Source organism: Stenotrophomonas sp. STEN054 (assembly GCF_056854535.1).
In genome coordinates, this window is sequence record NZ_JBXFWG010000014.1 from 76641 (window position 1) to 91490 (window position 14850).

The 14850-nt window shown below is 69.0% G+C and carries 10 protein-coding genes; 3 read left to right on the plus strand and 7 right to left on the minus strand.

What is annotated here, in order from left to right; all coding sequences use genetic code 11:
* Positions 1-76 precede the first annotated feature (76 nt).
* Together AC1VXD_RS07860 and waaA are read right to left on the minus strand one after the other, a co-directional pair.
* A complete protein-coding gene (locus tag AC1VXD_RS07860; RefSeq protein WP_482991593.1) occupies positions 77-1339 on the minus strand; it encodes an amino acid transporter in 1263 nt (420 codons plus the stop codon).
* A gap of 212 nt (positions 1340-1551) precedes the next feature.
* On the minus strand, positions 1552-2850 hold the full coding sequence (gene waaA, locus AC1VXD_RS07865; RefSeq protein WP_482991594.1) for a lipid IV(A) 3-deoxy-D-manno-octulosonic acid transferase: 1299 nt from the start codon (positions 2848-2850) through the stop codon (positions 1552-1554).
* A gap of 60 nt (positions 2851-2910) precedes the next feature.
* On the opposite strand from waaA, the gene AC1VXD_RS07870 reads away from it, so the two are divergent.
* The gene (locus tag AC1VXD_RS07870; RefSeq protein ID WP_482991595.1) at positions 2911-3828 is read left to right on the plus strand and encodes an LpxL/LpxP family Kdo(2)-lipid IV(A) lauroyl/palmitoleoyl acyltransferase; all 918 of its coding nucleotides are present in this window, start codon (positions 2911-2913) and stop codon (positions 3826-3828) included.
* A 66-nt stretch (positions 3829-3894) separates the two neighbouring features.
* On the opposite strand, the gene AC1VXD_RS07875 is transcribed toward AC1VXD_RS07870, so the two are convergent.
* The 5 genes from AC1VXD_RS07875 to AC1VXD_RS07895 form a co-directional block, all read right to left on the minus strand.
* Positions 3895-4344, minus strand: a complete 450-nt coding sequence (locus tag AC1VXD_RS07875; RefSeq protein WP_482991596.1) for an REP-associated tyrosine transposase — start codon at positions 4342-4344, stop codon at positions 3895-3897.
* 166 nt (positions 4345-4510) lie between these two features.
* Positions 4511-5842 (minus strand): O-antigen ligase family protein, encoded by a 1332-nt coding sequence (locus AC1VXD_RS07880; protein WP_482991597.1) that lies wholly within the window; start codon positions 5840-5842, stop codon positions 4511-4513.
* Positions 5823-6938, minus strand: a complete 1116-nt coding sequence (locus AC1VXD_RS07885; protein WP_482991598.1) for a glycosyltransferase — start codon at positions 6936-6938, stop codon at positions 5823-5825. The genes AC1VXD_RS07880 and AC1VXD_RS07885 overlap by 20 nt, the downstream gene beginning before the upstream one ends.
* A 12-nt stretch (positions 6939-6950) precedes the next feature.
* Positions 6951-7148: a zinc-finger domain-containing protein gene (locus AC1VXD_RS07890; RefSeq protein ID WP_108769947.1), complete on the minus strand. Its 198-nt coding sequence runs from the start codon at positions 7146-7148 to the stop codon at positions 6951-6953.
* A gap of 110 nt (positions 7149-7258) precedes the next feature.
* Entirely contained in the window at positions 7259-10000 is a 2742-nt protein-coding gene (locus AC1VXD_RS07895) for a TonB-dependent receptor plug domain-containing protein (RefSeq protein WP_482991599.1), read from the minus strand.
* A gap of 417 nt (positions 10001-10417) precedes the next feature.
* On the opposite strand from AC1VXD_RS07895, the gene AC1VXD_RS07900 reads away from it, so the two are divergent.
* Together AC1VXD_RS07900 and AC1VXD_RS07905 are read left to right on the plus strand one after the other, a co-directional pair.
* Positions 10418-13762, plus strand: a complete 3345-nt coding sequence (locus AC1VXD_RS07900; RefSeq protein WP_482991600.1) for a GH92 family glycosyl hydrolase — start codon at positions 10418-10420, stop codon at positions 13760-13762.
* Positions 13763-13766: 4 nt separating this feature from the next.
* The gene (locus AC1VXD_RS07905) at positions 13767-14513 is read left to right on the plus strand and encodes a basic secretory protein-like protein (protein WP_482991601.1); all 747 of its coding nucleotides are present in this window, start codon (positions 13767-13769) and stop codon (positions 14511-14513) included.
* Positions 14514-14850 lie beyond the last annotated feature (337 nt).

Sequence of the window (14850 nt, forward strand, 5' to 3'; positions counted from 1 at the left end):
GTGCATCCACGCATGGCGTGGATCCAGGGGCAGTAGAGTCACTCCATGCGTGGCTGCCGTCCGCGACCGCGCCGCCCTACGCCAGCCAAAGCTGGATCTGCCGGGCCAGCGGCGCCAGGCACAACACGGCCGCCAACGGCGCCAACAGGTAGATCAACATCGTGCGCTGCCGCGGCATCTGGCCCTGTGGGCGCAGCAGACCCAGGCACACCACCGCCAGCAACGGCAGCACGCCAAGGCCTGGCGGCAGCACCGCGCGCTCAGGCAGCCAAGGCACCAGCAGCATCCCCAGCGCAGCCATACCCAAGGCCAGCGTCGCCCGCCCCGGGTCACAATCATCGTGATCAGCGGCACCGGCACCCGGCCGCCACCACAGCGCAGGCAGCAGTTCCACCGCCAGCAGCAGCACCACCACCTGCAGCGCCATCAGCCCGGCCCAGCCTGCCACCGGCAGCAGCGGCAGCATCCACTGCAGCTGCGGTACCGCCTGCACGGCCACCGACAGCGGTCGCGTGCTGTCCAGCGCCACGAACTGCACCAGGCCCGACTGCAGCACCGCCAGCCCCATCAGCAGCAGCATGGCCGCCAGGACCGCACTACCCGCCACCTGGGTCAGTTGCCGGTGCGGACGCTGCACCCGGGGCGCCACGCCCAGCAGCAGTCCCGCGCTGGCAAACACCCCCAACAGCGGCACGGCCGCAGCCACCACGCCACCAAGGCCGAAGCGATGCGGCCCGGTGGAGGACGGCATCCACGGCACCCAGTTGCCGTAATGCACGTAGCGCGCGGCCAGCAGCACCAGCAGCAGGCCCAGGCCCACTTTCACGGCCAGCAGCACGCAGGCGACCAGCAGTGCACGGCGGGGCCGCAGCATGGCCGCAAGGCCGACCGGCAGCAGGCCCAGCGCCGCCGCCATGGATATCGGCAGCCAGCGCTGCGGTGGTTCGCCCAAGGCACTGGCTGCGGCGTACAGGTGGCGCACTCCCGACTGCGCGGCGCCAGCCAGGGTCGCCAGAAGGTCCAGCAGCAGCAGGGTCAGCAGAACGGCCGCAAGCCGCCGCCCGCACACACCCTGCAACAACGCAGGCAACCCTGCCGCATCCGCCGTGCGGCGCATCACCTCACGCAGGCAGAACAGCAGCGGCGCCGTGCCCACGGCCGCCAGCAACAGGCTCAGTACGATGGCCGGTCCCGCGCGCGCCGCGGTGTTCTGCCCCACCAGCGCGATCACGCTGCCCCCGATCAGCAGGGTGAGCGCCATGACCAGCAGATGGTCCCTGCCCAACCGGTCGAGCGCCGCGCGCCCACTGCGCAGATCGGCACCGCTGTCGTCCTTCATTGCAAGCTCCCTTGATGCTGTCCAAGCATGGTGGACATCAGGCTGGCAGCCTGGATCGAGGGACGGAATCAGAATCGGCTGAATGTATGTCGCGCTGTGATGGCAGACACGGCAGGCAAGAATCAACGGTGTGACTGCGACAGCGCAACGGGCGTCAAGCAGGCTTGAATCTGTTGAACGCGACAGTGCCGGGACGGCAGCGTGCGCTGGCCTCAGTCGCGCGGCGGCGGCAGATGCGGCGCGACCAGCGCCAGCGTACGCTGCAGGGCCCCGCGACCGTTGCTCACGAGCGTGCATCCGGCCCGCGCCATGTCTTCGCGGGCCTGCGCGTCGTCCAGCAGGTGCTGCAGCAGATCGCCCACCGCCTGCACGTCCTCGCCGATCAGCAGCGCCCCGGCCTCGCGCATGCGCCGCGAGATCTCGGAGAAATTATGCAGGTGCGGACCGGTCACCGCAGCCGTGCCCATCGCCGCCGGTTCCAGCAGGTTGTGCCCGCCGATGGCCTGCAGGCTGCCGCCGACAAAGGCGACCTGCGCGCAGCCGTAGAACGGCATCAGTTCACCCAGCGTATCGATGACGAACACCTCGGTGCCCGCACCCGGCCATTGGTGCGCACGGCGCGTGGCCACGCTCCAGCCCTGCTCGCGGGCCAGCGCTTCGACCTTCGGGAAGCGTTCGGGATGGCGTGGTGCCCACAGCAGCAGCAGGTCCGGATGGCGCTCGCGCAGGCGCCGATGCAGGTCGATCACCGCCTGCTCTTCGCCATCGTGGGTGCTGGCAGCGATCCACACCGGCCGCGAAGCCGGCACCTGCGCATGGAACTGGGCCACGAACGGCCGCACGTCCGGCGTGGTGATGTCGAACTTCAGGTTGCCCAGCGCCTGTACCTGCTCCGGCGCCGCGCCGAGCTGCACGAAGCGCGCCGCATCGTCTTCCGACTGTGCGGCCACGCAGGTGACGGTGCGCAGCGCGCGGCGGATCAGCGCGGCCAGCACCCGGTAGCCGCGCAGCGAGCGGGCCGACAGGCGGGCGTTGAGGATGTAGACCGGGATGCGGCGGTCGCGGCAGCCGAACAGCATGTTCGGCCACAGCTCGGTTTCCAGGATCAGCGCCAGGCTGGGCCGGAAATGGCCGAGGAAACGATTGACGCTGCCCGGCACGTCATACGGCAGGTAGACGTGGTCCAGCGCATCGCCCCACAGGGCGCGCACCCGCTCCGACCCGGTCGGGGTGATGGTGGTGATGACCCAGCGGATGTCCGGGCGCTGCTCGCGCAGGGCGTTGACCAGTGGCGCGGCGGCGTTGACCTCGCCCACCGAGACGGCGTGCAGCCAGACCCGCGGCTGGCCGGTGGGCTGGGGATAGGACGCATAGCGTTCATCCCAGCGCCGGAAGTATTCACGGACCCGGAAGCCGCGCCACACCAGGTGGTACACGGTGATCGGCAGCAGGATGTAGAGCACGGCCGAATACAGGCCGCGCAGGATCCATTCGACAGGGTCTTTACGCATGCGGCAAGGATACGGGAGCCCCCCGGGAAAGACACGCGGCGGGGTTGGTAGAATGGCGGCATGTCCGATGCCTCTACCGCCGTCCGCCCATCCCTGGCCGATCCCCGCAACTGGCCGATGTTCGCGGCCATGTTCGCCGCCTTCGGCATCGCCCGGCTGCCCTGGATGCTGCAGCGCGCGCTTGGCCGCGGCGTCGGCTGGATCACCTGGCGCCTGCTCGGCAGCCGCCGCCGTGCCGCCGAGGTGAACCTGAAGCTGTGCTTCCCCGAGAAGGACGAAGCCTGGCGCAACCGCCTTGTGCGCGACAGCTTCGACGCCCTCGGCGTGGGCATCTTCGAGTGCGCGCGTTCGTGGTGGGGCAGCATCGACAGCATCCGCCCGCAGGTGCAGATCGAGGGCCTGGAGCACCTCAAGCAGATGCAGGCCGAAGGCCGCGGCGTGCTGCTGGTGTCGGGCCATTTCATGACCCTGGAGATGTGCGGCCGCCTGCTGTGCGACCACGTCGACCTGTCGGGCATGTACCGCAAGCACAAGAACCCGGTGTACGAATGGGCGGTGAAGTTCGGCCGGCTGCGCTACGCCAAGGCGATGTACGCCAACGAAGACATCCGTGCCACCGTGCGCCACCTGAAGAAGGGCGGCTTCCTGTGGTACGCGCCGGACCAGGACATGCGCGGCAAGGACACCGTGTTCGTGCCGTTCTTCGGCCACACCGCCGCCACCATCACCGCCACCCACCAGCTGGCGCGGATGACCGGCTGCGCGGTGATCCCCTACTTCCACCGCCGCGAAGGCGGGAAGTACTTCCTGAAGATCGGCGCGCCGCTGCAGAACTTCCCCAGCGAGGACGTGGAAGCCGATACCACGCGGGTCAACCAGGCCATCGAACAGATGGTGCGCGAGGCCCCGGACCAGTACCTGTGGATCCATCGGCGGTTCAAGCGCCAGCCCGGCGGCCGCAGCGATTTCTACAAGTAGATCCACGCCATGCGTGGATGATGCCCGGCTGCACCCGTCACCGCGCCGTCCACGCATGGCGTGGATCTACAGCGGCCACCGGCACCACGCATAGGGGTACTCCCCCACCTCGCCGGCCAACCCGGCGCGGATCGGGTTGGCCATGATGTACATCGCCTTTTCCTGCAATGACTCGTCGCTGCGCACCGCATGGCCGTGGTACCCGTGCTGCCATAGCGCGCCGCGCCGGCCCAGCTGCTGGTTCAGCAGGCGGCTGCTGCGGGATTTGAGCAGGGACATGCACTCGGCGAGCGTGCCCTTCTGCAGTTCCATCAGCCAATGCAGGTGGTCGGGCATCACCACCCAGGCAAGGCTGTGGGTGATGCCCGCCCGCTCGACGAAGCGCAGAGCGTCGACCAGAACCGCGACGTTGGCGGCATCGGCGAAGAAGGCTTCACGGCCGATGGTGATCGTGGTCAACGAGTACACGGTGCCGGTGCTGGAGTGGCGATAGTAGCGGAGTCTTGGGCTGGCCATGGCGCCAGCGTGCGATACGTTTGAGCACGCCGGTATTGGGAGGTTGCCCGTATTGGTGTCGGGAAAGCTCCATCCACGCATGGCGTGGATCTACTGCAACGCCCTCGGCGGATCCACGCCACGCGCGGATGATTCCAGTACATCCACGCCATGCGTGGATGCGCGATCACACCGCTTTCGGTGCGTCGTCCGGTTCGCGGGCCAGCAGGGTGCCGACGAACAACGCGGCCAACAACACCGTCACCCCGCCCCAGAACGCGGAATAGAACGCGAGGTGGGTGTTGAGCGGGAACACGGTGGCGGCCAGCGCCAGCATCGCCGGGCGCGCGCGATCACGGGCCGCGGGCGGCGCGAAGCGCCAGGCCCGCCACGCCTGGGCGACGGCGGCCAGCCACAGCAGCAGGCCGAGCACGCCGGTTTCGGCGAGGATTTCCAGCACGATCTGATGTGCGTGCAGCGCCGGTTCGGCGCCCCACACTGCGGGCCCATCGTCACCGACGCACTGCGGGTACGCATCGCGGAAGCCGCGTGCGCCCACGCCGTTGATCGGGTGCCCGGCAATCATGCAACCGGCCGCACTCCAGATGCGCCCACGCCCGGACAGTGCCCGGTCGACGCCCTCGGTGCCACCGTCCCAGGCCAACGCGGTGCGCGCCACGCGCTCGCGCAGCTGCGGAACGCTGGCGGTCAGTGCCGCCGCGGCCAGCAGGCCGGCCACCGCCAGCAGACCCAGCCGCTGCCAGCCGAGCTGGCGCACGCCGCTGTAGGCCACGATCACCGCGAAGGTGATCCACGACGCGCGCGAACCCGCCAGCAGCAGCACGATGGCCAGCGCCGCACCGGCGAGCAGCCAGCCCGGCGTGCCGAAGCGGCGTGCGGCGGGGAGCAGCAGGAACGGCGAGAGGCTGGCAAGGACCTGGCCGAACTTGAGGTTGCACGGCCCCAGCGGACCACTGAGGCGGTCAGCCAAAGCCATTTCCTCGGCCGGGCACAGCGCATGGCCGCTGACGGCGAACTTCAGCTGCTGCAACGACCAGAACCACGGGCTGGTGCCCGCCACTGCCTGCACCAGCGCATCCAGCGTCCACAGGGCGGTGATCAGCGCCAGGCCACCGAAGATCAGGCGGCGCCGCTGCGGGGTGGCCACGGCAATCGCCACCAGCCACATGAAGGGCAGGTAGCGCAGGCCGGCGGCCGCCTTGGTCCACGACGCCGCCGGGTCGATCGCATCGAAGGCAGAAAACGCCTGCGGCAACCAGTAACCGAGGAACAGGATCGAGGTCAGTGCCCACGCGGCGGGTGTCAGCAGGTGCGGGCGGCGCTGCAGGCGGCGCATGATCATGCGCACCGCGGCATACACCGCGCCGAGGCCGAGCACGGTTTCGGCGATGCCCGGCAACGGCCACAGGGCTACGTAGGCCAGCACCCACCATGGTGCCCAGCGCCCGGCGCGCTCGTCACCCGCGATGGGTGCGGCGTCAGCCTGCAAGGTCGGCATAGAGGCGGAGGGTGTCGCGCTGCATGGTCTGCAGGGTAAACGGGATACGGCTCGGCAACGACGGCGGCTGCGCCAGCAGGGCCAGCGCACGTTCACCCAGCGCCTGTGCATCGCCCGGCGGCACGGCGCCGGCCGGCTGCAGCTGCCGCAGCAGTTCGCCCACGCCACCATGGTCCCAGCCCAGCACCGGGCGGCCGACCGACAGCGCCTCGACCACGGTTCGGCCGAACGCCTCTGGCTTGTCCGACAGCTGCAGGACCAGATCGCTGGCCGCATAGGCCTGGGCGATGCGCGCGGTCGGGGTGCTGATCTGCACCGCCTCGGCCACGCCCAGCGCGGCCGCCTGGCGGCGCAGCTCGGCCACGTAGCCTTCGCGGCCAGGCTCGTCGGTGCCCAGCATCCACACCTGTGCCGGCACGCCGGCAGCGCGCACGTCGGCCAGCAGCTGCAGTGCGTGCGCATGGCCCTTCAGGCGGGTGCCACGGCCCGGCAGCAGCAGCAGCGGGCCGTCGACCCGGGCCAGCCAGGGGTAATCGGCGGCCAGCGCCAGCCGCGGCCGGCGGTCGGCACGGGCCACGCGGGGGAACTGGCTGACATCGACGCCGCGCGGAATGACCTGCAGGTGCTGTTCCGGCACCGTCGGGTAATGCTGGCGCACGTAGTCGCGCACCGTGTTGGATACGCAGATGACGCGCTCACCGCTGGTCATCACCGCGCTGTAGCGGCTGGGCGAGTTCAGGCCGTGCACGGTGGTCACCCAGTGCGGACGCTGCGCGACCGGCATCGCGCGGATCGCGTACAGGCCCAGCCACGCCGGCAGGCGCGAGCGCGCATGCACGATGTCCGCGCCGACCTCGGCGAACAAACGCCGCAGGGTGGGCAGGTGGCGCAGGGTCAGCAGTGATTTGCGGCCGATATCAAGGGTGAGGTGCTCGGCACCGGTGTCCAGCAGCGGCTTCACCAGGCGGCCACCGGCGGACACGACCAGCGCGCGATGGCCAGCGGCGACCAGGGCCGCAGCGATTTCCAGGGTCGAGCGCTCGACGCCACCGGAGTGCAGCGCCGGCAGCAACTGCACCACGGTCAGTCGGCGCATCGAGGTGCCTGCTTAGTCGGCCAGCACGAAGGTGGAACCGCAGTACGGGCACTTCGCCTCGCCATTGGGCTCGTCTTCGATCGGCAGGTACACGCGCGGATGCGAGTTCCACAGCGCCATTTCCGGGGTCGGGCAGCTCAGCGGCAGGTCGCTGCGGTGCACGGTGTAGCGCTTTTCGGCGTTGGCGGGCGCGGTGGCGGTATGGCTCATGGCGGGTGTCGATGAACGGATTGCGAGGCCTGCGATTCTAGCACCTTGGGGCGGTCCGGCCGCCCCCCTGCCCGTTCAAGGCCCCCGGGCGTACCCGGGGGCCAGCGGCCCTACTGGAAGTCCAGCGCCAGTTCCAGGAAGGCCGAACGGCCGAAGGCGTTGTAGACGCCCTGGTCGTAATACGGCCAGTTGCCGTTGCTGCGGTCGATCGGCGGCATCTCGTCGGTCAGGTTGTTGACCGTCAGCAGCAGGCTGGCCAGGTCGTTGATGCGGTAGCCGACCGTGGCGTTCCAGGTGGTCCAGGGGCCGATGTTGCGCTGCTCGCCGCGGCTGTCCCAGGTGGGGGCGTTGCGTATGCCGAAGGCGCTGGCGGTGAACGGCCCGCGCTTCCAGTTCACGCCCAGGGTGGCGCGGTACTGCAGTTCGTTGGAGTTGGCGCAGCACAGCTGGTCGTAGACCGGGTCGCCTTCCTTGTCCTGGGTGGTGTGCTTGAGCGGCCGGTAGTAGCCGGCGTTGACCGCGAAATCACCCACCGACTGCGTGCCCCAACGGTAGTCCAGCGCTGCCTGAACGCCGTTCTGGCGTTGGCTGGCGATGTTGATCGGGTACGAGAACACCTTGTCCACGCCATTCGGGTTGAGCGGATCGGTGGCCGGCTTGCGCTGCACCTGGCCCAGCACCTGCTGGCAGGTGGGCGAGGTGATGTCGAACTGGGTCTGCCCGTTTTCCGAAACCCCCAGGCGGCAGTTGGCCTCGGTGTCGAGGATGCTGTCGGTGCCAAGGATGCGCACTTCGTTCTCGATGACCACCGAGTTGTAGTCCACCGACACGGTCAAGGCGTTGTCAAGCGTCGACCACACCACGCCATAGGTGAAGGTGCGCGCGGTGATGTCCTTCAGGTCGCGGTTGCCGGTGCTGGAGGACAGCACCGAGAGCCCGGACTGGTCGCACTCGTCGAAGTTGTCGGAGGTGTACCCGGCCTGCCGGCATTGGTAGAGATCGGTGTTGGTGGTGTAGCCACTGCTTTCGCGCGAGAACAGGTAGAACATGTCCGGCGAGCGGAAGGCGGTGGCGTAGCTGCCGCGCAGCAGCAGCGATTCGATCGGCCGGTATTCCAGGCCCAGCTTCCAGGTGGCCTTGCCGTTGCCACCGCCGCCCTGCAGCGCGTACTTGTCGTAGCGACCGGACAGGTTGGCGCTGAACGTATCGATGATCGGCACCTGCAGTTCGGCACCCAGCGCGTACAGGTCACGCTGGCCCTGCGCCGAGGTGCCGGCGGTCTGCCCGCGGAACAGCACGCCCGCGTTGGCATCGGCCGACTGGTTGAAGAACTTCTCGCGCTGGCCCTGCGCGATCAGCGCGAAACCGACGTCGCCGGCCGGCAGGGTGAACAGCGAACGATCGGTCAGCAGCGCCGTCACTGCGGTGCGCGACGCGCTGGATGCAGCACGGTTGAGGCCGCTGAAAGTATCGTACTGCTCGCGGCTGATCGGCTGGTACAGCCGCGACAGATCCGGCGCGTAGACCTCGTAGCCATCCTGCATGCCGAGCATCGGCCCCAGGTAGTAATCATCCACGCCGTTCTTCGCCAGGAAATCGGTGGATTTGCGGGTGACATCGGTGCTGGAGCGGTTGACGTAGACGTCGTAGTCGAAGCCTCCCAGCACGCCGCGCACGCCTGCGGTGATGTTGAGCGAGCGGGTGTAGACGCGCTGGTCCTTGGCATCCAGGCCAACTTCCTCCGGCGCGTAGATGCGCTGCCACTGTTCGTACTGGCCGCTGGTCTGGTTGTAGAAGGTCTTGTTCCAGAACGGGCTGCCACCGCTGTAGGTGGGCCGGCCGAAGCCGAACAGGATGTCCGAGTACAGCTCGGTGTCCGGGCTGAGGTGGTAGCGCAGGAAGGTGGTGGCGTTGACGTCCTGGCTGGAGTTGTACAGCGACGCGGTGCCGACGTTGTCAGGCGTGCCGCAGTAGTAGCCGCCACCGGAAATGTCGCGGTGCGCGTAAACGGTGCTGCCGCCGAACAGGTCCGACAGCGGCGCGCAGGTGGCCGCGCCCGGGTCGATGTAGGCGTTGGGGCCCATGCGCATGCGCAGGAAGCTGCGCGAAGGATCCTGCGGGCCGGTCGGGTTGTCGTTGACGCTGTCGATGCGGCTGCGGTCGAAGGCGTAGATCGCCTTCTGGTTGGTGTATTCCAGCCCGTAGCTGATATCGAGGTTGCCGAAGGTCTGGCCGCTGCTGGCGCTGAAGCGCTGGCTGGAGCCGCCGCCCTGGCTGTAGCCGCCGACGCGGTAGCGCAGGTGGGTGCCTTCCACGCGGTCCTTCAGCACGATGTTGACCACGCCCGCAATCGCCGAGGAGCCATACACCGAGGACTGGCCACCGGTGAGCACGTCGATGCGCTCGACCATGCCCAGCGGGATGTTGGCGATGTCGGCGATGCTGGTGTTGCCGTTGTAGGCCAGCGGGTAGCTGTTGATCGGCCGCCCGTTGATGAGGGTGAGGGTGTAGCTGGGGTCCAGGCCGAACAGGCTGATGGTCTTGGCGCCCGGGGTGTAGAAGCCGGTGCCCTGCGAATCCTGCACCGAGCCGTTCGATACCGGCAGCGAGCGCAGCGCGTCGAACACGGTGGTGAAGCCCTGCGCCTGGATCTGCTCGGCGGTGATGGTGGTGACCGGCGAGGGCCCCTCCACCTGCGCGCGCGGGATGAGCGAGCCGGTGACCTTGACCGCATCCAGGTCGCGGGTGCGCGGCGGATCGGTGCCCTCCCCCTGCGGGGTGGACTGGGCCTGTACGGCAAGCGGCGACAACAGCAACGACGACATCAACAACGACAACAACCGGGGTTTCATCAAGCTCTCTCCAGAGGCGGATGACGGTCCAGCCGGTGGGGGACGGACGGGAAGGTCGTGGATGGACGGCAGTGGCGGGCAACAGCGGGACGGCCATGGGGCCGGCCAGGATCAGGACATGCGGGGCATTCCGGTACAGGGGGTAAGCTGGCCACTTTTAAATCGATCCAAGGCAACCTGTCAATAATTCGAAATGAAACGGTTTTGCCGGGTTTGGATCGAACTAATTGCACTTGTCAGGGGGCAATGGGCTGAGGCACGATCAGGACGATTCCGACCCCGACCCGATCGCATGGCCCGACCCCCACCGGACCGGCATCGTCCCCTCCACTGCCCTCTGGGCGGCGGGCGCGATGCTGTCCGTGGTGCGTGCCGATGCGGGTTCTGCCTGCCGCCTGCCCTCCCGGGAGACCCTGCATGACCCTGTCCGATCCTCGCCGCGCCCTGCTTCCGCTTGCCCTCGCCCTGGCCTGCGCCACCCCCGCCCTGCCCGCACTGGCGCAGGGCCTGCAGACCTCGTTCGAAGCAGGCGAACCGGCACCGGCCAAGGCCGGCGGCGCCCTGCAGGTACAGGTTGGCAACGGCCCGGCCGAGCCCTATGCGGCCAAGCGCAACGTCGGCTACAGCGGCCTGCGCGCCCTGCACTACCAGGCCGGCGGTGGCAGCGCGCGGCGCGAACTGTTCAACACCGATCTGGCCATCGACGCCGATACCACGCTGTCCTGGCTGGTCCTGCCTGAGATCGTCGGCAAGGACGCGGTGGCCTCCACCTACGTATCGCTGGACCTGCGCCTGGACGATGGCAGCCGCCTGTCCGCCAGCAACGCGCGCGACCAGCACGGCATCGCCCTCGGCGCACAGGCGCAGGGCGATTCGAAGACGCTGTACCCGCAGCAGTGGGCACGCAAGGCCGTGCGCCTGGGCGACGTGCCGGCGCTGCGCGGCCGCCGCGTGGTCGCCATCGAGCTGGAGGTGGCCAGCGCCGACGGCGCGCCGGTCTCCGGCTGGATCGACGACGTGCGGCTGGATGCGCAGCCTCGCAACGTGCCGCAGCGGGTTTCCGACTGGGTGCTGACCACCCGCGGCACCCAGGCCAACGGCACTTTCTCGCGCGGCAACAACTTCCCGGCCACCGCAGTGCCGCACGGCTTCAATTTCTGGACCCCGGTGACCGATGCCGGCGCGCTCAACTGGCTGTACCGTTGGAACGAGCAGAACGATGCGAAGAACCGCCCGCAGCTGCAGGCGCTGGCGCTGAGCCACCAGCCCAGCCCGTGGATGGGCGACCGCCAGACGTTCCAGGTGATGCCCTCGGCCAGCCGTGGCGTGCCCGAGGCCGACCGTGGCAAGCGTGCGCTGTCCTTCGACCGCAGCCACGAAAACGCGCGCCCGTACCGCTACGACGTGCGCTTCGACAACGGCATCGCCGCGTCCATCGCGCCGACCGACCACGCCGCGCTGTTTCACTTCGCCTTCCCCGAGGGCGGTGATGCCAACCTGCTGTTCGACAACGTCGATGCGCGTGGCGGCCTGAGCCTGGATGCGGCCACGCAAACCCTGAGCGGCTACACCGATACCCGCAGCGGCCTGTCCAATGGCGCCACCCGCATGTTCGTGGTCGCCCGCTTCGACAAGCCGTGGCACAGCAGCGGCCGCATCGACACCGGCCGCCCCACCGGCTACATCAAGTTCGATGCCGGCAGCGACCGCCAGGTGACCATGCGCATCGCCACCTCGCTGATCTCGGTCGAGCAGGCGCGGCACAACCTGGACCTGGAAATCGCCGCCGCCGATACGCTGGACAGCGTGGCCGGCCGCGCACAGGACGCCTGGGATGCACGCCTGGCCCGCTTCGACATCGGCAATGCCAGCGACGATGCGAAGACCACGCTGTATTCCAGCCTGTACCGCCTGTACCTGTACCCCAACTCCGGCCATGAAAATGCCGGCACCCCGGCCGCGCCCGACTGGCGCTATGCCAGCCAGGCCAGTGCCGAAGACAACAACACCGATGGCAGCGCCAGCCGCAGCTTCGCGCCGGTGCGCGATGGCCAGGTGTACGTCAACAACGGCTTCTGGGACACCTTCCGCACCACGTGGCCGGCGTATGCGCTGTTCACCCCGGACGATGCCGGCAAGCTGGTGCAGGGCTTCATCGAGCAGTACCGCGCGGGCGGCTGGATCGCACGCTGGTCCTCGCCGGGCTACGCGGACCTGATGGTCGGCACCAGCTCGGACGTGGCCTTCGCCGATGCGTGGCTGAAGGGCATTGGTGGCTTCGACCCGGCCGAGGCCTACGCCGCCGCGCTGAAGAACGCCACCGTGGTACCGCCGGACCGCCATGTCGGCCGCAAGGGCATGAACCGTTCGACCTTCCGCGGCTACGCCAGCGCCGACGTGCATGAAGGCATGTCGTGGACGATGGAAGGCGCGTTGAACGACTTCGGCATCGCCAACATGGCCGAGGCCCTGGCCAAGCGCGCGACCAGCACCGCAGAACGCGAGCGCTACAGCACCGAGGCCGACTACTTCCGCTACCGCGCGGCCGGCTATTCGACCCTGTTCGACCCGGCCGCCGGCTTCTTCCAGGGCCGCAAGGAAGATGGCAGCTGGCGCCTGGATTCGAAGGCCTATGACCCGCGCGTGTGGGGCTACGACTACACCGAATCCAACGGCTGGACGTTCGCCTTCACCGCCGCGCACGACGGCGAGGGCCTGGCCGCGCTGTACGGTGGCCGCGACAAGCTGGCCGCCAAGCTCGATACGTTCTTCTCGACCCCGGAAACCGCCGATCCGGCGCTGGCCGGTTCCTACGGCGGCACCATCCATGAAATGACCGAAGCGCGCGACGTGCGCATGGGCATGTACGCGCACAGCAACCAGCCGGCGCACCACATCCCGTGGATGTACCTGTACGCCGGGCAGCCGTGGAAGACCCAGCAGCACGTGCGCGAGATCCTGTCGCGCCTGTATGTCGGCAGCGAGATCGGCCAGGGCTACCCGGGCGACGAGGACAACGGCGAGACCTCGGCGTGGTACGTGCTGGCCTCGCTGGGCCTGTACCCGCTGCGCATGGGCGCGCCGGAGTACGTGATCGGCTCGCCGGCCTTCGAGCATGCACGGGTGGAACTGCAGGGCGGCGCGGTGCTGACCGTCAACGCGGCCAACAACTCGGCGCAGAACGTCTACGTGCAGTCGCTGAAGATCAACGGCAAGCCTTGGACCAGGACCTGGGTGCCGCACGAGGTGATCGCCAAGGGCGCGACGCTGGACTTCGTGATGGGCCCGCAGCCCTCGCGCTGGGGCAGCGGTGCCGACGATGTGCCGCGTTCGCTGACCGCGCCGGGCAAGCGCCCGCAGATGCTGCATGACCTGCTCGGCAACGGTGCCCGCGCGGCGCTGGCCGATGGCCGTGCCCTGCCCGCCCTGCTGGACGACGATGCGACCACGGCCGTGCCGCTGGGCGCGGGCGCCACCATCGCACTGACCGCGGTGAGCGATGGCACGCCGACGATGTACACGCTGACCAGCGGTGAAGGCGCGATCCGCGGTGCCGGATGGACGCTGGAAGCGCGTACGGCCGGCGGCCGCTGGACGACACTGGATGCGCGCCGTAGCGAAGATTTCACCTCGCCGCGGCAGACGCGTCCGTTCCGCATCGCCTCGCCCTCACGCTTTGCAGAGTATCGTCTGCGCGTCGCTGCGCCGGGGCGCCTGCAGCTGGCCGAGATCGAACTGTTGTCGCCCTCCACCGTAAACTGATCCCATGCGCCTTCGCCTGCTGACGCTTGCCCTCGCTGCATTCACCCTGCCCTGCATCGCGCAGGCCCAGCCATCGCAGACCGATGCCTTCGATGGCCAGGTCAGCCGCGAAGGCGTGACCCTGTCCTACCAGGACCCCACCGGCGCGCTGTCCGCGCCGGTGCGGAAGCGGATCATCGACACGTTCTACTTCGCGTACCTGCGCGAACGGGCGGATTTCCACCCGAAGGCGCCGGCGGACGTGCGCATCGTGATCGATCCCGCCTACAACGGCGTGGCCTACGTAGGCGACAAGGACAAGGCCACCACGATCACCATCAACCCGGGCTGGCTGCTGCAGCACCCCGATGACATCGACCTGGTGACCCACGAGGCGATGCACATCGTGCAGGGCTACCCGAGCTACGGCGACAAGCGCGTGCCGGGCTGGCTGGTGGAAGGCATCGCCGATTACGCACGCGACCGCTACGGCATGGGCAATGCTGCGGCAGGCTGGGCGCTGCCGCAGAAGGTGGGCAAGGGGCAGACCGTGGAAAGCGGCTACCGGGTGACCGGTGCGTTCCTGAAGTGGGCCGAGGGCGAACACCCCGGCCTGGTGCTGGCGCTGGACAAGGCCCTGCGTGCAGGCCAGTACACCCCGGCGCTGTGGCAGAAGCACGCCGGCAAGGCACTGCCGGCGCTGTGGACCGAGTACGCCAAGCCGCGTTCGGATGCCCCGCCGCCGGCACCGGCACGACGCGGAAAGCGCTGACTCGCCGCGCTGTGCTCGCCGGGCGTGGCCCGGCGCTACCGGCGGCCGTGCATGAAATAGAAAACACCGGGCATTGCCCGGTGTTTTTGTGTGCACGTTTCCCACCGCGCCAGCACCGCACTGCTTCCGTCCAGGAGCCCCTTCTTGTTGAAGGGGCACGCCGAAGGCGGGGGTAGAGGAGGAATGCGTCGTACCGATGCCCAGCCGCCGCCGGCACGACGCGGAAAGCGCTGACCGGTAGCGGGGGGGGGCGGCGGCCCCGGGGCGGGGGGAGGCCCCCCGCGCGCGCCCCCGGCGCGGCCGCGGCGCGCCCCCGCCCCGTGGGCGGCGGGGGGGC

What these genes read in the sequence shown, in the direction of transcription:
- AC1VXD_RS07860 (WP_482991593.1), bottom strand. Translation starts at nt 1,339, where the DNA reads ATGAAGGACGACAGCGGTGCCGATCTGCGCAGTGGGCGCGCGGCGCTC.
- waaA (WP_482991594.1), bottom strand. Translation starts at nt 2,850, where the DNA reads ATGCGTAAAGACCCTGTCGAATGGATCCTGCGCGGCCTGTATTCGGCC.
- AC1VXD_RS07870 (WP_482991595.1), top strand. Translation starts at nt 2,911, where the DNA reads ATGTCCGATGCCTCTACCGCCGTCCGCCCATCCCTGGCCGATCCCCGC.
- AC1VXD_RS07875 (WP_482991596.1), bottom strand. Translation starts at nt 4,344, where the DNA reads ATGGCCAGCCCAAGACTCCGCTACTATCGCCACTCCAGCACCGGCACC.
- AC1VXD_RS07880 (WP_482991597.1), bottom strand. Translation starts at nt 5,842, where the DNA reads ATGCCGACCTTGCAGGCTGACGCCGCACCCATCGCGGGTGACGAGCGC.
- AC1VXD_RS07885 (WP_482991598.1), bottom strand. Translation starts at nt 6,938, where the DNA reads ATGCGCCGACTGACCGTGGTGCAGTTGCTGCCGGCGCTGCACTCCGGT.
- AC1VXD_RS07890 (WP_108769947.1), bottom strand. Translation starts at nt 7,148, where the DNA reads ATGAGCCATACCGCCACCGCGCCCGCCAACGCCGAAAAGCGCTACACC.
- AC1VXD_RS07895 (WP_482991599.1), bottom strand. Translation starts at nt 10,000, where the DNA reads ATGAAACCCCGGTTGTTGTCGTTGTTGATGTCGTCGTTGCTGTTGTCG.
- AC1VXD_RS07900 (WP_482991600.1), top strand. Translation starts at nt 10,418, where the DNA reads ATGACCCTGTCCGATCCTCGCCGCGCCCTGCTTCCGCTTGCCCTCGCC.
- AC1VXD_RS07905 (WP_482991601.1), top strand. Translation starts at nt 13,767, where the DNA reads ATGCGCCTTCGCCTGCTGACGCTTGCCCTCGCTGCATTCACCCTGCCC.